At 68.4% G+C, this 20,187-nt stretch carries 22 protein-coding genes and 1 tRNA gene; 12 read left to right on the top strand and 11 right to left on the bottom strand.

Going from position 1 to position 20,187, the window contains the following annotated elements:
• Positions 1–4: 4 nt before the first annotated feature.
• Positions 5–1,240 carry an argininosuccinate synthase gene (locus B4K74_RS11560; protein ID WP_286693062.1) on the bottom strand — a complete coding sequence of 412 codons (1,236 nt, stop codon included), beginning with the start codon at positions 1,238–1,240 and terminating at the stop codon, positions 5–7.
• Positions 1,241–1,334: 94 nt separating this feature from the next.
• The gene (gene htpX, locus B4K74_RS11565) at positions 1,335–2,279 is read right to left on the bottom strand and encodes a zinc metalloprotease HtpX (RefSeq protein ID WP_286693063.1); all 945 of its coding nucleotides are present in this window, start codon (positions 2,277–2,279) and stop codon (positions 1,335–1,337) included.
• Between the two features lie 108 nt (positions 2,280–2,387).
• Between htpX and B4K74_RS11570 the strand changes: the two genes are divergently transcribed.
• Together B4K74_RS11570 and B4K74_RS11575 are read left to right on the top strand one after the other, a co-directional pair.
• Positions 2,388–2,633, top strand: a complete 246-nt coding sequence (locus tag B4K74_RS11570; protein ID WP_123288120.1) for a DUF1674 domain-containing protein — start codon at positions 2,388–2,390, stop codon at positions 2,631–2,633.
• Positions 2,634–2,745: 112 nt separating this feature from the next.
• Positions 2,746–3,381, top strand: coding sequence for a hypothetical protein (locus tag B4K74_RS11575; RefSeq protein ID WP_123288121.1), 636 nt, complete (start codon positions 2,746–2,748; stop codon positions 3,379–3,381).
• Here the strand turns inward: B4K74_RS11575 and pyrF are convergent.
• Positions 3,378–4,100, bottom strand: coding sequence for an orotidine-5'-phosphate decarboxylase (gene pyrF / locus B4K74_RS11580; RefSeq protein WP_286693064.1), 723 nt, complete (start codon positions 4,098–4,100; stop codon positions 3,378–3,380). The two genes, B4K74_RS11575 and pyrF, sit on opposite strands and share 4 nt — an antisense overlap.
• Positions 4,101–4,195: 95 nt before the next feature.
• Here pyrF and B4K74_RS11585 point away from each other — a divergent pair, with 95 nt between their 5' ends.
• Positions 4,196–4,894 (top strand): MarC family protein, encoded by a 699-nt coding sequence (locus B4K74_RS11585; RefSeq protein WP_123288123.1) that lies wholly within the window; start codon positions 4,196–4,198, stop codon positions 4,892–4,894.
• 98 nt (positions 4,895–4,992) lie between these two features.
• Here the strand turns inward: B4K74_RS11585 and B4K74_RS11590 are convergent, their stop codons facing one another.
• The gene (locus tag B4K74_RS11590; protein ID WP_286693065.1) at positions 4,993–5,793 is read right to left on the bottom strand and encodes an SDR family NAD(P)-dependent oxidoreductase; all 801 of its coding nucleotides are present in this window, start codon (positions 5,791–5,793) and stop codon (positions 4,993–4,995) included.
• The gene (locus B4K74_RS11595; protein ID WP_286693066.1) at positions 5,790–6,254 is read right to left on the bottom strand and encodes an Rrf2 family transcriptional regulator; all 465 of its coding nucleotides are present in this window, start codon (positions 6,252–6,254) and stop codon (positions 5,790–5,792) included. The genes B4K74_RS11590 and B4K74_RS11595 overlap by 4 nt, the downstream gene beginning before the upstream one ends.
• Before the next feature lie 166 nt (positions 6,255–6,420).
• Here B4K74_RS11595 and B4K74_RS11600 point away from each other — a divergent pair, with 166 nt between their 5' ends.
• Together B4K74_RS11600 and B4K74_RS11605 are read left to right on the top strand one after the other, a co-directional pair.
• A complete protein-coding gene (locus B4K74_RS11600) occupies positions 6,421–8,403 on the top strand; it encodes a potassium transporter Kup (protein ID WP_286693067.1) in 1,983 nt (660 codons plus the stop codon).
• Between the two features lies 1 nt (position 8,404).
• Complete coding sequence (locus B4K74_RS11605; RefSeq protein ID WP_286693068.1) at positions 8,405–9,688, top strand: RsmB/NOP family class I SAM-dependent RNA methyltransferase; 1,284 nt, start codon at positions 8,405–8,407, stop codon at positions 9,686–9,688.
• On the opposite strand, the gene B4K74_RS11610 is transcribed toward B4K74_RS11605, so the two are convergent.
• Positions 9,685–10,689, bottom strand: coding sequence for an adenosine kinase (locus B4K74_RS11610; protein WP_286693069.1), 1,005 nt, complete (start codon positions 10,687–10,689; stop codon positions 9,685–9,687). The genes B4K74_RS11605 and B4K74_RS11610 overlap by 4 nt on opposite strands.
• 90 nt (positions 10,690–10,779) lie before the next feature.
• Here B4K74_RS11610 and B4K74_RS11615 point away from each other — a divergent pair, with 90 nt between their 5' ends.
• A complete protein-coding gene (locus tag B4K74_RS11615; RefSeq protein WP_286693070.1) occupies positions 10,780–11,655 on the top strand; it encodes an ATP-grasp domain-containing protein in 876 nt (291 codons plus the stop codon).
• Here B4K74_RS11615 and nth read toward each other — a convergent pair.
• Positions 11,645–12,340 carry an endonuclease III gene (gene nth, locus B4K74_RS11620; protein WP_286693071.1) on the bottom strand — a complete coding sequence of 232 codons (696 nt, stop codon included), beginning with the start codon at positions 12,338–12,340 and terminating at the stop codon, positions 11,645–11,647. The two genes, B4K74_RS11615 and nth, sit on opposite strands and share 11 nt — an antisense overlap.
• Positions 12,341–12,504: 164 nt before the next feature.
• Between nth and B4K74_RS11625 the strand changes: the two genes are divergently transcribed.
• Together B4K74_RS11625 and B4K74_RS11630 are read left to right on the top strand one after the other, a co-directional pair.
• Positions 12,505–13,257 carry a creatininase family protein gene (locus B4K74_RS11625; protein ID WP_123288131.1) on the top strand — a complete coding sequence of 251 codons (753 nt, stop codon included), beginning with the start codon at positions 12,505–12,507 and terminating at the stop codon, positions 13,255–13,257.
• 22 nt (positions 13,258–13,279) lie between these two features.
• Complete coding sequence (locus tag B4K74_RS11630) at positions 13,280–13,783, top strand: phasin family protein (RefSeq protein WP_241153227.1); 504 nt, start codon at positions 13,280–13,282, stop codon at positions 13,781–13,783.
• Here the strand turns inward: B4K74_RS11630 and B4K74_RS11635 are convergent.
• Genes B4K74_RS11635 through tsaD form a run of 3 tightly spaced genes read right to left on the bottom strand, consistent with a single transcriptional unit; the run spans position 13,780 to position 16,344 of the window.
• On the bottom strand, positions 13,780–14,172 hold the full coding sequence (locus tag B4K74_RS11635) for a Rieske (2Fe-2S) protein (protein ID WP_286693072.1): 393 nt from the start codon (positions 14,170–14,172) through the stop codon (positions 13,780–13,782). The genes B4K74_RS11630 and B4K74_RS11635 overlap by 4 nt on opposite strands.
• Positions 14,169–15,170, bottom strand: coding sequence for an NAD(P)H-dependent glycerol-3-phosphate dehydrogenase (locus B4K74_RS11640; protein ID WP_286693073.1), 1,002 nt, complete (start codon positions 15,168–15,170; stop codon positions 14,169–14,171). The genes B4K74_RS11635 and B4K74_RS11640 overlap by 4 nt, the downstream gene beginning before the upstream one ends.
• A gap of 22 nt (positions 15,171–15,192) precedes the next feature.
• Positions 15,193–16,344: a tRNA (adenosine(37)-N6)-threonylcarbamoyltransferase complex transferase subunit TsaD gene (gene tsaD / locus B4K74_RS11645; protein WP_414630916.1), complete on the bottom strand. Its 1,152-nt coding sequence runs from the start codon at positions 16,342–16,344 to the stop codon at positions 15,193–15,195.
• Between the two features lie 75 nt (positions 16,345–16,419).
• Between tsaD and hemC the strand changes: the two genes are divergently transcribed.
• From hemC to B4K74_RS11660, 3 genes are all read left to right on the top strand, one after another.
• Positions 16,420–17,364: a hydroxymethylbilane synthase gene (gene hemC, locus B4K74_RS11650; RefSeq protein WP_286693075.1), complete on the top strand. Its 945-nt coding sequence runs from the start codon at positions 16,420–16,422 to the stop codon at positions 17,362–17,364.
• A 6-nt stretch (positions 17,365–17,370) separates the two neighbouring features.
• Positions 17,371–18,051, top strand: a complete 681-nt coding sequence (locus tag B4K74_RS11655) for a uroporphyrinogen-III synthase (protein ID WP_286693076.1) — start codon at positions 17,371–17,373, stop codon at positions 18,049–18,051.
• Positions 18,052–18,092: 41 nt separating this feature from the next.
• A tRNA-Thr gene (locus B4K74_RS11660) sits at positions 18,093–18,168 on the top strand.
• Positions 18,169–18,388: 220 nt separating this feature from the next.
• On the opposite strand, the gene B4K74_RS11665 is transcribed toward B4K74_RS11660, so the two are convergent.
• Positions 18,389–19,342, bottom strand: coding sequence for an SDR family oxidoreductase (locus B4K74_RS11665; protein ID WP_286693077.1), 954 nt, complete (start codon positions 19,340–19,342; stop codon positions 18,389–18,391).
• A 119-nt stretch (positions 19,343–19,461) separates the two neighbouring features.
• Here B4K74_RS11665 and B4K74_RS11670 point away from each other — a divergent pair, with 119 nt between their 5' ends.
• Complete coding sequence (locus B4K74_RS11670; protein WP_286693078.1) at positions 19,462–20,058, top strand: TetR/AcrR family transcriptional regulator; 597 nt, start codon at positions 19,462–19,464, stop codon at positions 20,056–20,058.
• Positions 20,059–20,187 lie beyond the last annotated feature (129 nt).

A 20,187-nucleotide genomic window follows, 5' to 3' on the forward strand; every position in this document is an offset into this window, starting at 1 on the left:
CGGATCAGGCCCCGCCGGTCCGGCGATTCCGGCGCTCCAGAACCCGCAGGCGCAGGGCGTTCAGCTTGATGAAGCCCGCCGCGTCGCGGTGGTCATAGGCCTGGACGCCTTCCTCGAAGGTCACCAGGTCCTGATCATAGAGGCTGAGCGGGCTCTCGCGGCCGATGACCGTGGCATTGCCCTTGTAGAGCTTGACCCGCACGGTGCCGGTGACCTGCTCCTGGCTCTTGTCGATGGCCGCCTGCAGCATCTCGCGCTCGGGGGCGAACCAGAAGCCGTTGTAGATCATCTGGGCATAGCGGACGGCCAGTTCGTCCTTCAGATGCATGGCGCCGCGATCCAGGGTGATCGACTCGATGCCCCGGTGGGCGGCCAGCAGGATGGTGCCGCCCGGCGTTTCATAGATGCCGCGCGACTTCATGCCGACGAACCGGCCCTCGACCAGATCCAGACGGCCGATGCCGTTGTCGCGGCCCAGATCGTTCAGGCGAGCCAGCAGGGTGGCGGGCGAGAGGGCCTCACCGTCGATCGAGACCGCGTCGCCGCGCTCGAAACCGATGGTGATGACGGTGGCCTGATCGGGCGCATCCTCGGGCGCGATGGTGCGCTGATAGACGAATTCGGGCGCCTCGACCGCCGGGTCCTCCAGCACCTTGCCCTCGGACGAACTGTGCAGAAGGTTGGCATCGACCGAGAAGGGCGCCTCGCCGCGCTTGTCCTTGGCGATCGGAATCTGGTGCTTTTCGGCAAAGTCCAGCAGGGCCTCGCGGGACTTGAAGTCCCATTCGCGCCAGGGGGCGATGACGCGGATGTCGGGCTCCAGCGCATAATAGCCCAGCTCGAAGCGGACCTGATCATTGCCCTTGCCGGTGGCGCCGTGACAGACGGCGTCGGCGCCGACCATGCGGGCGATCTCGATCTGGCGCTTGGCGATCAGCGGCCGGGCGATGGAGGTGCCCAGCAGATACTGGCCTTCATAGAGGGCATTGGCGCGGAACATGGGGAAGACGAAGTCCCGGACGAATTCCTCGCGCAGGTCGTCGATGAAGATGTTCTCGGGCTTGATGCCCATGCGGAGCGCCTTTTCGCGCGCGGGCTCCAGCTCCTCGCCCTGGCCCAGATCGGCGGTGAAGGTCACCACCTCGGCGCCATACTCCGTCTCGAGCCATTTCAGGATGATGGAGGTGTCGAGCCCGCCCGAATAGGCAAGGACAACCTTCTTGGGCTTGAAGTCGGACATGGTGGATACCTCGGGGCCGGGGCGCGGGGAGGCGCACGAAACGATGGCCGCGCTTAAAGAACCAGACGCCCGCGAGCGCAAGCCCCGGCTTGTTCTAACCCCACGGCCCGCGCGGGGCGGAGGGGGTGGCCGGCACGGTGGTGCCGGGCGCGGCACTGACCGGCGGGCGCGGATGCAGGGGCGTGGCGCCCGTGGAAACGGCCAGCGCCATCAGGGCCTTGATGCGGTTGCCGGTCGCCGGGTGGGTCGAGAACAGGCTGTCGGCCCCCTTGCCGGCCAGCGGATTGATGATGAACAGCTGGCCCGAGGCCGGATTGCGCTCGGCCACCGGATTGTGGATGCGACGGGCATAAGCCTCGATTTTTTCGAGAGCGGCGGCGAGGGCATGCGGGTCGCCGGCGATCCCGGCGCCGATACGGTCGGCCTCGTACTCGCGGGTGCGGCTGATGGCCATCTGCACCAGACCGGCGGCCAGCGGGGCCAGCAGCATCAGGGCAATCGTGCCGATCAGACCGCCGGTGCGCTCGCGGTCGCCGCCAAAGAACAGGGCGAAATTGGCCAGCGCCGAAATGGCGCCCGCGACCGTGGCGGTGACCGTCATCACCAGTGTGTCGCGGTTCTTCACATGGGCCAGCTCATGGGCCATGACGCCGCGCACCTCGTCCCGCGTCAGCAGGTCCAGCAGGCCCGAGGTGGCGCAGACGGCGGCGTTCTCCGGATTGCGGCCGGTGGCAAAGGCATTGGGCTGGTCCGAGGGGATGATGGCCACCACCGGACGGGGCAAGCCGGCGCCCTCGGCCATCTGCAGGACATCGGCGACATAGGCCCGCACGACGGCATTGGGGTGGGTCTCGTCGACCGGCTGGGCCCGGTACATCCGCATGACGATCTTGTCGGCGTTCCAGTAGCTGACCAGATTGAGGGCCGCCGCCAGACCCAGGGCAATGACCATGCCCACGGCGCCGCCGATCAGATAGCCGATGCCGACGAACAGGGCCGTCAGGGCGGCCAGCAGGATGAAGGTCTTGGCGTGGTTCATGACCGGACGGGAACTCTGACTGTTGGTCGGCGAGACGGACGGACTGGCCGTCGTGTCACCGGTCTCCTATGTGTCCTCAGCCCCGCCGCGCCTCAAGAGGACCCGCCTGTGACCGAAGCGCCCACCCCCACCGATGACGTGCCGGACGCCGTGGTCCACAACGCCGACCTTCCGGGGGCCACGCCGCACCGGCCCCTGACCGATCTGGAGCGCCGCGTGCTCGAGGAGGCCGCCGCCCGCAATGCCGAGGCCGATGCGGCCGGGCCCCCCTCGGACGAGGTCGGCGGCCCGCGCGGCCCCGAGCCGACCCGCTACGGCGACTGGGAGCGCAAGGGGCTGGCCGTCGACTTCTAGGTCATGCCCTGAGCGAATCCGTCGCCTCCCGGGAGAAAAACGAACGATCCGCCGGGCATGGCGTTAACGTTTCGTTCATCCCCGCCGCACCGGCGATTTCGAGGATAAGGCGATGCCGACTCCGCGCTCCTTTCGCGCCCTGACCCCCCGCACTCTGGCACTGGGTGCCGGCCTTGCGGCCCTGACGCTGGCCGCTGCCACGCCCGCCGCGGCACAATACCGGGATCAGTATCGCCCGCCGGCGCAGGCCTATGCCAGCTATGGCAGTTACGGCCAGTCCTATGGCCGGGCCGATACCCGGGTGGTCGTCACCTACGGCCAGCCCTCGCCCTATGACTATGGCTACAGCTATCCGCGCACCGGGGCTGCGGGTGCAGTCTATGAAGGCGAGACGCGGGTCTATGCCGCGACCGGGGCTGCGGCCACCGGGCGGGGTAGCTACGGCTATGACGACTACGGATACGGTGGAGGCTATTACCAGTCGCCGCGTCCGCATGACGGCTATGCCTATCGCTACCGCCAGCGTCACGACAGCTATGGCCTTGGTCACGACCGGGATTACGACCGGGGCGGGCGCTATGGCTACAGCCGCTATCAGGGCTATCGCGACGAATACGGCTATCAGGACGACCGGCCCCGGTCCGACCACCGCCGTGATCGCTATGACGACCGCTATGACCGGAGGGACCGTCGCTATGACCGCCGGCGCGACTGCGACTGCTCCGACGTCTATATGTACGACCGCTAGACTTCGAGCATTTCGGCGGCAATCCGCGCCGCCGCCATCGATGGACTGTCTGCGGCCACCACCGGGCGCGCCACCACCAGATGAGTGGCCCCGGCCCTGAGCGCGTCTGACGGGGTTGCCACCCGCTGCTGATCGCCCCTGTCGGCCCCGGCCGGCCTTACGCCCGGGGTGATGATCAGGAAGTCCGGCCGGCCAGCCGCCTGTGCCAGCGCGCGCACCCGGGCGGCTTCGAGCGGGCTGGACACCACCCCGTCCATGCCCAGATCCAGCGCCTGACGGACCCGCCGCTCGACCAGATCGGACGCCGACTGGCCGTAACCGATCTCGACCAGATCCGTGTCGGACAGGCTGGTCATGACGGTCACGCCCAGAAGTTTCGTCCCGGTCCCCGCCGCATCGCGCCCCCGGATCGCGGCCGCCATTACCTGCGGCTCGGCATGGACGGTCAGCAGGTCACAGCCGCCCTCGGCCACGGCGCGCGCCGCGCCCTCTACCTGGGCGCCGATGTCGTGAAGCTTCCAGTCCTGAAACACCGTCTTGCCGCGCGCCCGCAGTTTTTGGGCGAACGCGACGCCGCCCGGACGGGCCAGCAGGCTCAGCCCGACCTTATAGGCCAGAACCCCGTCGGCAATCCGGTCGACCAGTGCCTCGGCCGCCTCGACCGACGGCAGGTCCAGCCCGACGATCAAACGCGGATCGGCCAGAACGGGAGAGGTCATCGACGGGCTCCTTGCAAGCGGCTATGGGGAGGACATGGGTGCGCCGTGGCGCGCCACACCATCACCGGACGGATTTACACAGGGGACTTTCAGCCATGGGCGCGGTCGATCTTGGCGTCAACCTGTTCGTAGCCCTGTTCGCCCTGGTCGATCCGATCGGCAACATCCCGATTTTCGCGGCGGCCACAGCGGGGGCGACCCTCAGCCAGCGGATGTCGGTGTCGGCGCTGATCTGCCTGTTCATCGTCGCCTTTCTGGTCTTCTTCTTTTTCACCGGTCTGGCGCTGCTGGAGTTTTTCGGCATTTCGCTGGCGGCCTTCAGGATCGCCGGCGGCATTCTGCTGCTGCTGCTCGGCCTCGACATGGCGCGCGAGGACTTCCTCAAGATCTTTGCCGATGCCGATTCCCAGTCTGATCTGGCCGATGTGCGGGGTTATGCCCGGCGACGCTTCCAGCGGCTGATCGTGCCGTTCGCCATGCCGCTGCTGATCGGCCCGGGCGCCATTTCCACCATCATCATCCAGGCGGGTGAGGCGACCAAGATCGGCCCGTCCGGTCAGGTCGCAGGCGTGGCCGCCATCGTCGCCGCCGGTCTGGCCACCTTCATCTGTTTCGCCATGACCGGGCCGATCAGCCGCCTGCTGGGCGAAGTCGGCATGGCCATTGTTGTGCGGGTTCTGGGCCTGATCCTGTGCGCCCTGGCCATTCAGTTCATCCTGGCGGGCCTCGGCGAGGCCATCCCCGGCATGTTCTCGGGCGCCGTGACCGCGCCCTACCCGGCCGGCGGGCACTGACAGAGGCGTGAATAGTGAGTGGTGAGTCGTGAGTAGTGGGGCCTCCGCCTGCTCAGCCGGCCCTGCTCACCAATCACTGCTCACTACTCACCCTTCGCTCAGATCCGCTTCAGCCGTTTCGCGTGACCGCCGACCATGGACAGGGCCATGCCGTCGGGCAGGTGTTTGGCGAGGCCCGCCATGAGATTGTTCATGACGCCCGGGGTCACCTGAGGGCGGTTGGCCTCGCAGGCGCGCCAGCCGACCCGGGCCACATGGTCCGCAGTCTGCCACATCCATGAGGGATAGGCCGAGGACACCTCCTCGCGGGTGCCGTTGACGTCGTGAAACTCGGTCAGCGTATAGCCGGGACACAGGGCGGTGACGTGCACCCCCGTGCCACGCATCTCCAGCCACAGACCCTGTGAGGCCTTGATCATGAAGCTCTTGACCGGGCCATACAGGGTGTCGCCGCCGGTTGCGGGCATGCGCCCGGCCAGGGAGGCGACATTCAGCACCCGGCCGAAGCTCCGCTCGACCATGCCCGGCACCAGCGCCCGACTGAGCTGAACCGGCACGGTCAGCATGACGCGGATCATGGCCTGCTGATCTTCGGGCGGGGTCTTCAGAAATCCCTCGGTGCGGCTGAAGCCGGCATTGTTGATCAGGCCGTCGACCGTCAGCCCCTGCGCCTGAATATCGGCCGCCAGCTGGTCGGCCGCGCCCTCGACCCCCAGATCGGCGAGGATGACCCGGGCGTCGCAGCTATGGGCCGCGCTCAGCTCGGCCGCCAGCGCATCGAGGGGCGCCTTGTGACGCGCCGTCAGGATCAGGTCCCAGCCCTCGGCGGCATAGACGGTGGCCAGCGCCCGGCCGATGCCGGCCGAAGCGCCGGTGACCAGCACCCGCCTGCGGGTCATTTGCCGGCTGCGACCGGCAGGGCGAAACCGGCCAGGGAGGGCGGGTTGTCGGCCAGAAGGTCGGCGATGGTGATACGCGACAGGGCCTCGCCCGCCGCCCGGTCTGCGGCGATCAGCGCCCGGGCGACCTGTCGGGGGATATGTTCGCCGACCGGACAGCCCTTGGCCCCGGCAGGCGGTGAGCCCAGATGGGCGCAGCCGTGTACCGCCTTCAGCACCTCGTCCAGACGAATGGTGTCGGGACGGCGCAGCAGCCAGGCCCCGCCGCTGGCCCCCGAGCGCGTCTCGATCAGGCCGGCGCGCGCCAGAAGGCCGGTCACGCGGCGGATCACCACGGGGTTGGTGGGCACCGAGGCGGCCAGAATGGCGCTGGGCACCGCCTGCGCAGGTCCATAGGCGCCCTTGTGGGCCAGATAAGCCAGGGCGTGGGCCGCGACGGGGAATCTTTGACTGTCGGACATGGGTTTCGGGTTCCGTATGCGGACTTAGGCGTTTGTCGCAAGAATCACAAACGCACGCGCGCACGGTGCGGTGCAGGGGGCCACGATTGAACCGTCCGACGAAAGGGTCTAAAGCCCCGCGGCTTCATGGAAGGGTCCGTCCTCCCACGGCACCCGGAGACTAGGCATGACCGGGGATACCCCCAGGCCCGACGCATCGCCCCCGGGTGACGCGTCCGGCCCCGCAGCGCCTCAGGCTACATCCGATACGACCGCGCCCGGAAACGGGCACGGCAGTCACGGACTGGCGGCCAAGGGCAAGCTGGGTCTGGTCATCGGGGCCATCGGTGTGGTGTTCGGCGACATCGGCACCAGCCCGCTCTACGCCATGCGTGAAGCTCTCAGTCACAGCCGCTCGGGCGGCGAGGCCGAACTGGCGGTGCTGGGAACGGTCTCGCTGGTGTTCTGGGCGCTGATCCTCGTGGTGACGGTCAAATACGTCGTTTTCCTGATGCGTGCCGACAACAAGGGCGAGGGCGGCAGTCTGGCGCTGATGGCGCTGGCCCAGCATGCGATCGGCAAGCGATCGGCGCTGGTGTTCTTCCTCGGCATCTGCGGCGCGGCCATGTTCTATGGCGATGGCGTGCTGACGCCTGCGGTCTCCGTGCTCTCCGCCGTCGAAGGTCTGGGCCAGGCCCCTGGCATCGGCCGCAATCTGATGCCCTTCGTCGTGCCCATCGCGGCCGGCATTCTGGTCAGCCTGTTCATGGTGCAGTCGCGCGGCACGGCCAGCATGGCCCGCGCATTTGGCCCGATCACCACCGTCTGGTTCCTGATTCTGGCCAGCCTCGGCGTGTTTCACATCTTCGACGATCTTTCGATCCTGAGGGCGCTATCCCCCCACTACGGGGTGATGTTCCTGATCGACAACGGCGTGCTGGGCTTCATCCTGCTGGGCAGCGTCTTTCTGGCCGTCACCGGCGCCGAGGCGCTCTACACCGACATGGGCCATTTCGGTAAGGCGCCGATCCGCGCCGGCTGGCTGTGGTTCGTCCTGCCGTGTCTGATGCTCAACTATCTGGGTCAGGGCGCGCTGGTGCTCAGCGATCGTTCCGCCGCCGCCAACCCCTTCTGGGAGATGATCCCCCAGCCGATCTACTGGCCCGTGCTGATCATGGCGACGCTGGCCACCATCATCGCCAGCCAGGCGGTCATCACCGGGGCCTTTTCCCTGACGCAGCAGGCGGTGCAACTGGGCCTGCTACCCCGCATCAGCATCCTGCAGACCAGCGAGACCCAGGCCGGCCAGATCTACATCCCCGCCATCAACGGGATCATGCTGGTCGGCGTGTTGCTGCTGCTGGTCATGTTCCCGACCTCGTCGCAGCTGGCCGGGGCCTATGGTGTCTCGGTGACCGGGGCCATGCTGGTCGACAGCCTGCTGGCGTGGTTCATCGTCAGGCGTCTGTGGAAGTGGAGCCTGCCGCTCAGCATTGCGGCCATCACCCCTTTCCTGATCATCGATATAGGTTTCTTCGGCTCCAACCTGATGAAGGTCCCCGATGGAGCCTGGGCGCCGTTGCTGATGGGCGCCGGTATCGTTCTGATCATGTGGACCTGGGTGCGCGGCACGCAGATCCTGACCGCCAAGACTCGGCGCGACAGCCTGCCCCTGTCCGACCTGATCGACATGCTGACGGCCCGTCCGCCGCACCGCACGCCGGGGACGGCCATCTTCCTGACCTCGGACCCCGGGGTCGCCCCGGTCGCCCTGATGCACAACCTCAAGCACAACAAGGTGCTGCACGAGAAGAACATCATCCTGACGGTCAAGACGGTCGACCGGCCCAGGGTGCGCGACGACAACCGCATCGTGATCGAGCCGATCAACGACGACTTCAAGCGGGTGGTGCTCTCCTACGGCTTCATGGAGCAGCCCAATGTGCCCAAGGCGCTCGGCCTGTGCCGCAAACAGGGGCTGAAGTTCGACATCATGTCGACCAGCTTCTTCCTCGGCCGCCGGTCGGTCGTGCCCTCGTCGACCCAGGGCATGCCCCTGTGGCAGGACCGGCTCTATATCTTCCTGATGCGCAACGCCGCCAATCCGACCGACTTCTTCCACATCCCGCCCGGCCGCGTGGTCGAGCTGGGCACCCAGGTGTCGGTCTAGGATGACGGATGATCCCGGGATCCAGGCGCGTCATGCCGCAGGCCTGCTGCTGAACGCCGCGCTGGAGCGGCGCAATGGCCTCGACGAGGCCCTGTCGAAGCCGCCGGTCTCAAGTCTTGAGCCACAGGACCGGGCCTTTGCCCGCGCCGTGGCCATGGCCGCCCTCCGACGTCTGGGTGAGATCGACGCCATCCTCGATGCGCGGCTGAAGCGGTCGCCTCCGCCCGCGGTCCGCACCCTGATGCGCACCGCCCTGGCCCAGACCCTGACGCTGAAGACGCCCGCCTTTGCCGCCGTCTCCAGCGCCGTCAAACTGGCCGAGCGCGATCCGGCCACCCGGCCCTACAAGGCGCTGATCAATGCCGTACTGCGCGGGATCGACCGCGACGGCACCGGGCCCACCGATCCGGTGGCCAACTTTCCCGACTGGCTGACCGCACGCTGGCGACAGACTTACGGCGAGGCCGCGCTGCAGGCCATGGCCCGGGCCGCCAGCCTGGAGCCGCCCACCGACCTCAGCCTCAAGCCCGACACGGACGCCGAGGTTCTGGCCGAGGCGCTGGAGGCGCGCGTCCTTGGGCCCGACACCCTGCGCACCGACCGCCGCGGCGATCTGCGCGACTGGACAGGCTTCGAGGACGGCATCTGGTGGGTACAGGACGCCGCCGCCGCCGTGCCCGCCCGTTTACTGGAGGTGCGACCCGACCACGCGGTGCTGGACCTGTGCGCGGCCCCTGGTGGCAAGACGCTGCAGCTGGCGGCCACGGGCGCGACCGTCACGGCGCTGGACCGGTCGGACAAACGCCTGGATCGCCTGCGCGACAATCTGAAACGGATGGGTCTGTCGGCCGAGGTCATCGCCTCGCCCGCCGAGGACTGGACCGATCCGCGCCAGTTCGACCGGGTGCTGCTGGATGCGCCCTGTTCGGCGACCGGCACCTTCCGTCGCAATCCCGAGGCCCTGCGCGCCACCCGGCCCGCCGATATCGGCAATCTGGCCGATGTGCAGCACCGCCTGCTGGATGCGGCAGCGGCCCGGGTCGCCCCCGGCGGGCGGCTGGTCTATTGCACCTGTTCGCTGGAGCGTGAGGAGGGTGAGACCCAGGTCACGGCCTTCCTGCGCCGCAATGAGGCGTTTCGCACCGTGCCGGCCGATCCGGCGGCGGTGGGCGCCCCGGTTGAGGCCCTGACGTCCGAGGGCTGGCTGCGCATCCTGCCCGGTCAGTGGGCCGACCGGGGCGGGCTGGACGGCTTCTTCATCGCCGCGCTGGAACGCGTGGACTAAAGGCGGATACCGGCGGCCTCGGCCAGATCCTTCAGCGAGGTCATGGGGCGCGGGCCCCAGTGCGAGATGACCTCGGCGGCGGCAATGGCGCCCAGACGCCCGCAGGTCTCCAGCGGCAGGCCGCGCGCCAGACCGAACAGCACACCGGCGGCATATTGGTCGCCTGCGCCGGTGGTATCGACGACCTTGCCGACCGGCTCGGCGGCGATGTCGGCCCGCTCGTCGCCGCGCACCAGCACCGAGCCCTTGGGCCCGTGGGTCACGGCCACGACCTCGACCTTTTCAGCCAGGGCGCGCGTGGCCGCCTCGACGTCATCGGTCTCGAACAGGGCGCAGGCCTCGGCCTCATTGGCGAAGACGATGTCGGTCGAGCCGTCGAGGAAGGCCAGCAGCTCACTGCGCCAGCGGGCGACGACGAAGGTGTCCGACAGGGTGATGGCGACCTTGCGGCCCGCCTTGTGCGCCGCCTCGGCTGCCGCCTCGAAGGCTGCGCGGGCCGGGGCCGGGTCGAACAGATAGCCTTCCAGATAGACGATGGCGCTGTCGGCCACCTGAGCCAGATCGACGTCTTCCGGGGCCAGCTGGTTCGCGGCACCCAAGAAGGTGCACATGGTGCGCTGGCCATCCGGCGTGACATTGATCAGGCAGCGGCCCGTGCCCTGCCCCCCGGTCAGCACCGGCGTATCGAAGGTCACCCCCGCCGCGCGGATGTCGTGGGCGAAGACCCCGCCCAGCTGGTCGTCGGCGACCTTGCCGATATAGGCCGCGCGTCCGCCGAGGCTGCCGATGCCGGCCACCGTGTTGCCCGCCGATCCGCCCGAGGCCTCGACCCCGGCCGCCATGGCGTCATAGAGGGTGGCGCTTTCGGTCTCATCGACCAGCCGCATGGAGCCGGGCTCCAGCCCCTTGTCGCTCAGGAATTCGGGGGTGCACGGGCTCAGCACATCGACGATGGCATTGCCGACAGCGCAGACGTCGTGGGTGGGGGCGGAATGGGTCATGGGCGCCGCTTAGCCCGCCCCACCGCAGATGGCCAGTGGGGGCGCCGGAAGGCGGCTTTTCCGCGCCGCATTTTCCGCTAAGAGGCGCCCATGACCGATATCGTGATCCTGACCCCCAACCCCGACGACCCGTCCTTTGCCGGCCAGTGGCCGCAGGTGCGCGACCGACTGATCGGCGCCCTTGCCGAAGGCGGGCTGGCCGCCCGGTCCGAGGCCTGGACCGACCATATCGATCGCGCCGACGGTCTGGCGGGCGCCGATCTGGTGATGCCACTGGTCGCCTGGGGCTATCACCGCGACCATCTGCGCTGGATTCGGGCCTGTGCGACCTGGCAGGCGGCGGGGGTCCGCATGCTGAACCCGGCCGGGGTGCTGGCCTGGAATTCCGACAAATCCTATCTGAAGCGGCTGGGCGAGGCGGGCCTGCCCGTCCCGCCGACGATCTGGAGCGAGCAGGTCACGCCGGATCAGGTCGCCGACGCCTTTGACGCGCTGGGCACCGACGATCTGGTGGTCAAACCCCGTGTCTCGGGCGGCGGCTGGCAGACCACGCGGCTGGCGCGCGGCGAGGCCCTGACCGAGGCGCCGGATGGCCCGGCGCTGATCCAGCCCTTCATCGCGGCGCTGGAGACCGAGGGCGAGCTGTCCCTGTTGTTCTTCGGCGGTCGTTTCAGCCATGCGGTGCGCAAACGCCCCCGCGCCGGCGAGTTCCGCATCCAGCAACAGTTCGGCGGCCTCTATGCGCCCGAGCCCGACCCGGACCCTGTGGCCCTCGCACTGGCCGAACGGGTGCTGGCCACGGTCGAGGAAGAGCTGTTGTACGCCCGGATCGACCTTGCGCGCGGCCCCGACGGCCAGTGGCTGTTGATGGAGGCCGAACTGATCGAACCGGACTTCTATCTCAACCATGCACCGGACGGGGGGAAGGCCTTCGTCACCGTGGTTGCCGCTCGCGTCAATCGTTGACCACGGGCGAGACGGACGGGCACAGGTCGCGGATCACGCAGGACTCGCATTTCGGCTTGCGCGCCACGCAGGTGTAGCGGCCGTGCAGGATCAGCCAGTGGTGGGCTTTCGGCAGCCATCCCGCAGGCACGATCTGATGCAGCTGGGCCTCGACCTTGTCGGGGGTATTGGCATTGGCCAGCGCCAGCCGGTGCGAGACCCGGAACACATGGGTGTCGACGGCGATGGCCGGTTCGATCTCCAGCTCGTTCAGCACCACACTGGCGGTCTTGCGGCCGACACCGGGCAGGGCCTGTAGCTCGCCCCTAGTCAGGGGCACCTCGCCGTCGTGCTGCTCCAGCACCATGCGGCTGAGGGCGATGACGTTCTTCGCCTTGTTCCGGTAGAGGCCGATCGAGGCGATGTAGGGGATCAGGCCTTCCTCCCCCAGGGCCAGCATCTTTTCCGGCGTGTCGGCGACGGCGAACAGCCGGTCGGTGGCCTTGTTGACCGAGACGTCGGTCGCCTGGGCCGACAGGGCGACGGCAACCACCAGCGTATAGGGGCTGCTGAAATTCAGTTCGGTCTTCGGCTCGGGCATGACCGCCGCCAGCCGGGCGAAGAGGGTCTCGACCCGTGCGGGATCGGGCGGCCAGCCGCGCGCGCCCCGCGCCCGGCCGTTCTTCGCCTTAGCTTTCGTTTTCACGGTCGTCCGGGCCAGATCCGCCTCCCTCAAGCGCCGTTCCTGCCAGCCCGTGCCCGCCGGGCCAAGCCGCGATTTGTCGGCTGCGACCAATCGGCGTATGCGATTCTGGCCCGTGGGGGCCCCAGTCCATTATCCTGCCCTGTATCTGAGTTCCGGAGTTTGTCATGCTGATCCACCTGTCGTCCTGGCCCGAGATCGAGGCCCGGCTGAAGACCAACAAGACGGTCATCGTGCCGATCGGCTCGAACGAACAGCATGGCCCGACGGGCCTACTCGGCACCGACTGGCTGTGCCCGGAAATCATCGCCCACGCCGCCGAAAGACAGGACGACGGCCTGGTCATCGCCCCGACCTTCAACATCGGCATGGCCCAGCACCATCTGGCGTTTGCGGGGACGATCTCGCTGCGCCCCTCGACCTTCATGGCCGCCATTTCCGACTGGGTCAGCTCGCTGACGCGTCACGGCTTCGAGCGGATCTATTTCCTCAATGGCCACGGCGGCAATGTCGCGACCATCGAGGCCACCTTTGCCGAGATCTATGCGGAGTGGAGCTTCCTTGAGGAACGCGCGCCCTTCGCCCTGAAACTGGTCAATTGGTGGGACCTGCCGGGGGTGCACGCCCTGTGCAGCTCGATCTTCCCGACCGGCCACGGGATGCACGCCACGCCCTCCGAGATTGCCGTCACCCAGGCCGCCTATCCGGACCGGATCAAGACCGCCGACTATTCGCCCAAGATCGCCCCTGTCGGCCCGATCCGCGATGCGCTGGACTATCGCGCCCGCTTCCCCGACGGGCGGATCGGCTCGGACCCGGCCCAGGCCAGTCCCGAAAAGGGCCAGCGGATCATCGACGCCGCCGTGCCGGCCCTGATCAAGGATGTGGCGGCCTTTACGAATGAAGTCGTCCCTGACTGATGGAATGGTCTAGGCTGGGCGCATGACCTCCCCCAAATCGATGACGCGTGACGGCAAACACATGGCCCGCAATGCGCGGACCGCCCTCGGCACAGCCACCGACAGCCATGAAATGCTGACGGCCTCGTCCGACGTCATCGCCGCCCGGATGGAGATCATGGCCCGCGCCCTGGCCGATCCGCTGCGTGCCGACGTCACCGAGTTGTCGCTGATGGGCACCGAAAAGCTGGAGGCCCTGAGCGCCTCGGCCGCTTCGGTGGCCGGAAACGTCAGCACGCTTGCCGCCCGTGCCTCAAAGTCGGCGATGGACGAGGTCGGTCATGCCCAGCGCGCCGCCACCGCCATGGCATCGGCCCGGACACCGGCGGGTCTGGCTTCAGCCCAGTTCAGCTACGCCATGGGCTGGTGGGGCCGGGCGGCCGGCCAGATGCTGACCTTCAACACCGGCCTGCTGAAAACCCAGGCCGAAGCGCTGAAGCCCCTGCACACCGCCGCCGTCGCCAACGCCAAACGCCTGAAGCGCTAAGCTGTCCGCACGACCCCGCCCGAGGCCTCGACCGGCCACGGCGTGAGGCGGGCCCCGGCACAGGGTCCGCCGACGCAGGCGCCGTCCAGTGGCTCGAACACCGCCCCGTGCCAGCCGCACAGGATCAGCGAGCCGTCGGGCGTCAGATAGCGGTCCAGCTCGATGGCCATGGGGAAACCCTGATGCGGGCAGCGGTCGACCCAGCCCGCCACCTGACCGTCCTTGCGCACCACAAAGCCATGGAAATAGGCCTCGCCGATCTGCAGCACAAAGCCGCGCGAGCCGGGCTCGGCGATGTCGTCCAGCGCGCACAGGGCCACGCCTGCGGGGGTTTTCCAGACACGTTTCCGCTCCAGGTCCGGGGCCTCGGGCTTCGCCTCGTTGGTCATCCGTCGGTCTCGGCCCGCAGGGGGCGCGACAGCAGGCTGCCGATCACCTGATCAACCGTTGCTTCCCCGGCCAGCAGGGCGGCGACGCCATAGGCAATCGGCATGTCGAGGCCCAGTTTCCGGCCCAGATCGCGCACGGCCGGCGCGCTCTGATAGCCCTCGGCCACCGAGCGCTTTCCGGCCAGCGCCTGCTCGACCGTCTGGCCCTCGCCCAGCGCCAGCCCGAGGCTCATATTGCGCGATTGCGGGCTGGAGCAGGTCAGCACCAGATCGCCCAGTCCACATAGACCCGCGACCGTCTCGGCCCGGCCGCCCAGCGCCACGCACAGACGGGTCATTTCGGCAAAGCCCCGGGTGATCAGGGCGGCGTGGGCGCTGCGGCCCAGTTGTCGCCCCTCGACAATGCCACAGGCGATGGCCAGCACATTCTTGAGCGCCCCGCCGGCCTCGGCCCCGATCAGGTCGTCGGTCAGATACAGGCGGAAGCCCGGCGGCGACAGGCGCGCCATCAGGGCCTCGCCCAGACGGGCATCGGCCACCGCCAGGGTCACGGCGGTCGGCAGGCCGCGCGCCACCTCGCCCGCGAAACTGGGGCCCGACAGCACGGCCGGCGTGGCCTCGGGCAGGGTTTCCGCCAGCACATCGGTCATCAGCTTCAGCGTGCCGCGCTCGATCCCCTTGGAGCACAGGATCACGGGCGTTCCCGCCCGGAAATGCGGGCGAAAAGCCTCAAGCGTGCCGCGCAGGTGCTGGGCGGGCGGCACCGCCAGCACCAGATCGCAGTCGGCCAGATCGGCCATCTCGGTCGTCGCACGGATGGCCGGGTCCAGTTCGATGCCCGGCAGGAAGGCGGCATTGACCCGGTCGCGCGTGATGCTGTCGACCACTTCGGTCTCGCGCGCCTGAAGCGTTACCGCCAGCCCGGCGCGCGCCACCACCTGGGCCAGGGCCGTGCCCCAGGCGCCGCCGCCGATCACCCCTGCCGTCTTCATCTGCATTGCTCTGTTCCGTTGTGACAGGTCATGACTTGGCGCCCTTACGGCCCGGCGCATGGGTGGGATCAGACAACGCCCGGGCCTCGTCCAGCGGCCAGCGGGGGCGCGCGGCCACCGCAAGATCACTGGTCAGACCCAGCCGCAGCCGTTCGGCTCCCGCCAGGGCGATCATGGCAGCATTGTCGGTGCAATAGGCCATGGGCGGGGCAACAAAGTCGAATCCGCGCGCCTCGGCTACTGCTGTCAGGCGAGCGCGCACCGTGGCATTGGCCGCCACCCCGCCGGCGACGACAAAGGCGGGCCGGTCGAGGTCTGGATGGCTTTCGGAAAACAGGTCCAGAGCCCGAACCGAACGCTCGGCCAGCTGGCGGGCGATCGCATTCTGGACGGCGCGGGCCAGATCGGCCTTGTCGGCCTCGGTCTCCGGCCCCTGCGACAGGCGCGCGGCGGCGGTCTTCAGCCCGGAGAAGGAAAAGTCGCAATCGCGCCGCCCCAGCAGCGACCGGGGCAGGTCGAACCGCTCAGCCCCTTCATCGGTGCCGGTGGCCGCCAGCCGCTCCAGCGCCGGCCCGCCCGGATAGCCCAGCCCCATGGCCTTGGCGATCTTGTCAAAGGCCTCGCCTGCCGCATCGTCCAGCGTCGTGCCCAGCCGGCTCATGTCGCCGATGCCGCGCACCTCCAGCAGCTGGCAGTGGCCGCCGGACACCAGCAGCAGCAAAAAGGGATAGGCCACCGGCCGGCCCAGCCGGGCCGAGACCGCATGGCCCTCCAGATGGTTGACCGCCACCAGCGGCAGGCCGCGCCCCATGGCCACACCCTTGGCATAGCTGAGCCCGACCATGACCCCGCCGACCAGCCCGGGCCCGGCGGTCGCCGCCACCCCGTCCAGCCCGCTCCAGTCACAGCCGGCCTCTGCCAAGGCGCGCTTCACGACGCCGTCGATGGTCTCGACATGGCTGCGCGCGGCGATCTCAGGCACCACACCGCCATAGGCCGCGTGATCGTCGATCTGGCTGTGGACCACCGAGGACAGGACCTCGACCGTACCATCCGCGGCCTGACGCACCACCGAGGCGGCTGTCTCGTCGCAGCTGGTCTCGATGCCCAACAGGACAAGCGGCCCGGTTGCCGTGCCCGGCCCCGTGCTATAGGGCGCGGCTCTGGTGTCCATGCTCATCGGGGTGGCCACAATCCTGTTCACCGGGTCGAGGTAGCGGCCCGCAACCCGCGACGCAACGGCGACGATCCGACCATGACGCTCACCCTCCGCATCGGCACCCGCCGCTCGACCCTGGCGATGACCCAGACCGGTCACGTCCGTCAGGCTCTGGCCGGGGCGCTGGGCGTGGACGCGGCCGACATCGACGCCCGCCTGCCGCTGGTGCCGATCGTCACCACCGGCGACCGGATTCAGGACCGGCGGCTGCTCGAGGTCGGCGGCAAGGCCCTGTTCACCAAGGAGATCGAGGCCGCCCTGATCGACGGGCGCTGCGATCTGGCGGTTCATTCGCTCAAGGATGTGCCGGTCGAGCCTCCGCCCGGCCTGAAACTGGCCGCCATTCCGGTGCGCGAGGACCCGCGCGATGCCTTCGTCAGCGAGCGCTTCGACAGCGTCATGGACCTGCCCGAAGGGGCTCGGGTGGGCACCGCCAGCCTGAGACGGCAGGCGCAGCTGCTGGCGCTGCGTCCCGACCTGCGTATCGAGCTGCTGCGCGGCAATGTCGATACCCGGCTGAAGCGCGTCGCAGACGGCGAGTTCGAGGCCATCCTGCTCGCCGCCTCGGGCCTCAACCGGCTGGGTCGCGGCGACCGCATCCGCGCGCTGCTGCCGGTCGAGGATTTCGTCCCGGCGCCCGGTCAGGGGGCCCTGGCCCTTCAGACGCGCGAGGACGGTGCGCCCGGCCTTGAGCACTGGGGCCCGGCCCTGAACCACCCCGCTACGGCGCTGGCGATCATGGCCGAGCGGGCCGCCATGCGGGCGCTCGAGGGCTCCTGCCGCACCTCCGTCGGCGCCCATGCCTGGCTGGAGGGTGAGTATCTGGTCCTGATCGCCGAGCGCCTGCGCCCCGACGGCACCCGCCGCTGGCGCGAGACGGCCCGCATCCCGCTGTCCTCCGACGTCGAGGCGGCAGCCGAAGCTCTCGGCCAGACGGTCCAGAACCGCGCCCTCGTCGACGGCGAGCCGTTCGAGAACTAAAGCCCCATGCGCCTCTGGATCACCCGCACCCGGCCCGCCGCCCGCGACACCGCGGACCGGCTGGCGGCGCGGGGCCATGATCCGGTGATCGCCCCCCTGCTGGCCGTCCGCGTCCTGACAGGAGAGGGGCCCGTCCCCGCCCATGCGGCGCTGGCCTTCACCAGCCGCAATGCCGTGTCCGTCTGGGCCGGGATCAGCCCCGACCGCGCCCTGCCGGTGTTCTGCGTGGGCGATGCCACGGCTGAGGCCGCCCGGGCCGTCGGCTTCACCGATGTGCGCTCGGCATCCGGCGATGCCCGCGCCCTCGCCGCCCTGATTCGGGACGCGGCCCCCGGCCCGGTTCTGGTGCCCGGCCCAACCCGACCGGCTGCCGACCTTGCCGCCCTCGTGGGTCCCGATGTGCCGGTCCTGCCGCGCGCCGTCTATGAGACGGTCGAGGCCGATATCGCCGCCCCCGCGCCCGTCGACGGCATCCTGTTCCATTCGGCGCGTGCCGCGAACGCCTTTGCCCGCCACCATGCCGCCTCGGCCCCAGGACGCCGGGCCTTTGCCCTGTCCGACGCCGTGGCCGAACCCCTGCGGGCGCTGGGCTTTGTCGAGGTCCGCGTCGCCGCCCACCCGGACGAGGACGCCCTTCTCGACACGCTTGGGCCGGAGACGCTTGGCAAGCCGCCCGGCCCCGTATAAACACCGCCCTCGCGCCGGGCCGGTCACGCCCGCCGACATAGGCCGCCTTAGCTCAGCCGGTAGAGCATCGCATTCGTAATGCGGGGGTCAGGTGTTCGAGTCACCTAGGCGGCACCACCTTTCCAATGGCACTCTCAGTAGGAGGTAGCCGGCCTCTGAGCCGAGCGGCCCGTGAGGTTGGCAGTTCGGTGGGTCTGCGCTGGGTGTGGCTTCAGGCGGAACGATCGAAGCGAAGCCTTCAGACCTTCTTGCCGCGCATAACGCCACGTCACCGGGGATCGAAAAGGAGGGCAATGAGGCGCCCGGCCCCTCCGTCATGGCGCGATCACGTGAGCCCTTACAGGCCCCAGCTGAAGCCGGTGTCCTTCTCGGATCGCTCCCAGAGTTTCACCATGACGGGCTTGTCATAGGCGTGAGGGTTCAACGTGCCCTTGTCGACCGGGCCGACGAATTCCCGGGCCCCGGTCGGGCCATAGAGCGCGCGCTGTTCGGTCAGCGCCTCTTCGGTCGCGCACATGACCTCGGGATAGGAGCCCTGCTCGGCAGTCTGGACCATCGGCGTTTTGGTCATGAGCCACCAGATGAAGCGCATCGTCCGGCTGCCGCTGGTGGTGATCAGCGATGTCGCCGAGGAACCGGGATGGCAGACATAGACCTCGACGTCGGTCCGGCCGGCCGCGCCCAGCCTGTCCTGTAGCTCGTAAGCGAACATCATCTGCGCCAGCTTGCTTTGGGAATAGGCCGCGTTCGGGCCATAGCCTTCTTCCCAGTTCATGTCGTCGAGGCGGATTGTCTTCAGCCCCATGTTGTAGCCGAGGCTGGCGACCACGACGATCCGACCTTTCGATTCATCGATCCGGTCGAAGAGCATGCCGCAGAGGGTGAAATGCCCGTAGTGGTTGGTGCCAAGCTGGCTCTCGAAGCCATCCGGGGTCAGCTTGCGCGTCGGCACCTGGGCGATGGCGGCGTTGCAGATCAGCGCGTCGATGCGGGGCACGGTCTTCAGCACGTCTTCGGCCGCCCGGCGGACAGAGGCCTGGTCGGCTAGGTCCATGCGCACGAAGCTCACTTGGGCATCCGCTCCGAACTCCCGCTTCAGCTCCTGCACTGCAGCGATGGATCTCTCGGCGCTGCGATTCAGCATCACGATCCGGGCGCCCTTGCCCAGCAGGATGCGCGCTGCCTGGAAGCCGGCTCCCGCGTTGGCACCGGTGATGACGTAGGTCTTGCCGACGAGGTCTCCGAGGCGCTCGGGCGTCCAGCCCTTTGGTCCGAATTGGGTATGATTCATCGAAGTTTCCTCTCGCACCGCAGCCCTAGCATTTGTAAACTGAAATGTTTACATAAATGGGAGCGGGCAAAATGTAAACCCTACTGTTTACAATGTCGCTGCGTTCAGGGGCGAAATCGATGAAGCTGACTGAAAGAAAAAGAAAAAATATTCTAGAGGCAGCGATCCAGGAGTTCCGGGACCAGGGTTTTCCGGCCGCGCGGGTGAACCGGATTGCGGAACTGGCCGGGGTGTCGAAGCGCACGCTCTACAAGCATTTCGAGAGCAAGGAGCTGTTGTTCACCGCGATCACCGACATCCTGCTCGAAGAGATCGCGGCGGTGCCGAAGCTGCGGTACCGGTACGACGTACCCTTACGCGAGCAACTGGTCTCGGCAGTGCAGGACTACGTCGGTCATCTGACTGTCGAACAATACATGGGTCTGAACCGGCTGGTGATGTCGGAGCTCCTGCGCGACCAGCAGTTGGCGAGCGCCTTCTTCGCCAAGGCGGCGATGCAGGACGGCCCGATCTCGGCGCTGATCGCCGACGGAATGCAGGCGGGCAGGCTGCGCGAAGTTGAGCCCAGCTTCGCCACGGGCCAACTGCTGTCGATGGTGAAGCATTTCCTAGTCTGGCCGCAGTTCCTGATGGGGGCAAAGCCGGATATCGATCCGGATGCTGTCATGGCCGACTGCGTGGACATGTTCCTGGCCCACTACACGCCAAAGGAGTGACCCCCCTCACGCCAGGCGGCATGATCGAGCATCGCGATACGCCGGCAACCTTCGGCCCACCGCCTCCTTGGTTACCCTAGGCCACCAACTCGCTTTGCGAACACCCCGATCCGAACTTTTCGGGGCTCT

This window comes from Brevundimonas sp. UBA2503, from assembly GCF_002341485.1.
GTDB lineage: Bacteria > Pseudomonadota > Alphaproteobacteria > Caulobacterales > Caulobacteraceae > Brevundimonas > Brevundimonas halotolerans.

Bases quoted from the DNA above. Each gene is read 5' to 3' on its own strand.
- hemC (WP_286693075.1), top strand. From the start codon at position 16,420: ATGACGCTCACCCTCCGCATCGGCACCCGCCGCTCGACCCTGGCGATG.
- B4K74_RS11615 (WP_286693070.1), top strand. From the start codon at position 10,780: ATGACCGATATCGTGATCCTGACCCCCAACCCCGACGACCCGTCCTTT.
- B4K74_RS11635 (WP_286693072.1), bottom strand. From the start codon at position 14,172: ATGACCAACGAGGCGAAGCCCGAGGCCCCGGACCTGGAGCGGAAACGT.
- B4K74_RS11655 (WP_286693076.1), top strand. From the start codon at position 17,371: ATGCGCCTCTGGATCACCCGCACCCGGCCCGCCGCCCGCGACACCGCG.
- B4K74_RS11605 (WP_286693068.1), top strand. From the start codon at position 8,405: ATGACGGATGATCCCGGGATCCAGGCGCGTCATGCCGCAGGCCTGCTG.
- B4K74_RS11610 (WP_286693069.1), bottom strand. From the start codon at position 10,689: ATGACCCATTCCGCCCCCACCCACGACGTCTGCGCTGTCGGCAATGCC.
- B4K74_RS11590 (WP_286693065.1), bottom strand. From the start codon at position 5,793: ATGACCCGCAGGCGGGTGCTGGTCACCGGCGCTTCGGCCGGCATCGGC.
- B4K74_RS11560 (WP_286693062.1), bottom strand. From the start codon at position 1,240: ATGTCCGACTTCAAGCCCAAGAAGGTTGTCCTTGCCTATTCGGGCGGG.
- B4K74_RS11575 (WP_123288121.1), top strand. From the start codon at position 2,746: ATGCCGACTCCGCGCTCCTTTCGCGCCCTGACCCCCCGCACTCTGGCA.
- B4K74_RS11625 (WP_123288131.1), top strand. From the start codon at position 12,505: ATGCTGATCCACCTGTCGTCCTGGCCCGAGATCGAGGCCCGGCTGAAG.
- tsaD (WP_414630916.1), bottom strand. From the start codon at position 16,344: ATGAGCATGGACACCAGAGCCGCGCCCTATAGCACGGGGCCGGGCACG.
- B4K74_RS11630 (WP_241153227.1), top strand. From the start codon at position 13,280: ATGACCTCCCCCAAATCGATGACGCGTGACGGCAAACACATGGCCCGC.
- B4K74_RS11670 (WP_286693078.1), top strand. From the start codon at position 19,462: ATGAAGCTGACTGAAAGAAAAAGAAAAAATATTCTAGAGGCAGCGATC.
- B4K74_RS11640 (WP_286693073.1), bottom strand. From the start codon at position 15,170: ATGCAGATGAAGACGGCAGGGGTGATCGGCGGCGGCGCCTGGGGCACG.
- B4K74_RS11600 (WP_286693067.1), top strand. From the start codon at position 6,421: ATGACCGGGGATACCCCCAGGCCCGACGCATCGCCCCCGGGTGACGCG.
- pyrF (WP_286693064.1), bottom strand. From the start codon at position 4,100: ATGACCTCTCCCGTTCTGGCCGATCCGCGTTTGATCGTCGGGCTGGAC.
- B4K74_RS11665 (WP_286693077.1), bottom strand. From the start codon at position 19,342: ATGAATCATACCCAATTCGGACCAAAGGGCTGGACGCCCGAGCGCCTC.
- B4K74_RS11585 (WP_123288123.1), top strand. From the start codon at position 4,196: ATGGGCGCGGTCGATCTTGGCGTCAACCTGTTCGTAGCCCTGTTCGCC.
- htpX (WP_286693063.1), bottom strand. From the start codon at position 2,279: ATGAACCACGCCAAGACCTTCATCCTGCTGGCCGCCCTGACGGCCCTG.
- B4K74_RS11595 (WP_286693066.1), bottom strand. From the start codon at position 6,254: ATGTCCGACAGTCAAAGATTCCCCGTCGCGGCCCACGCCCTGGCTTAT.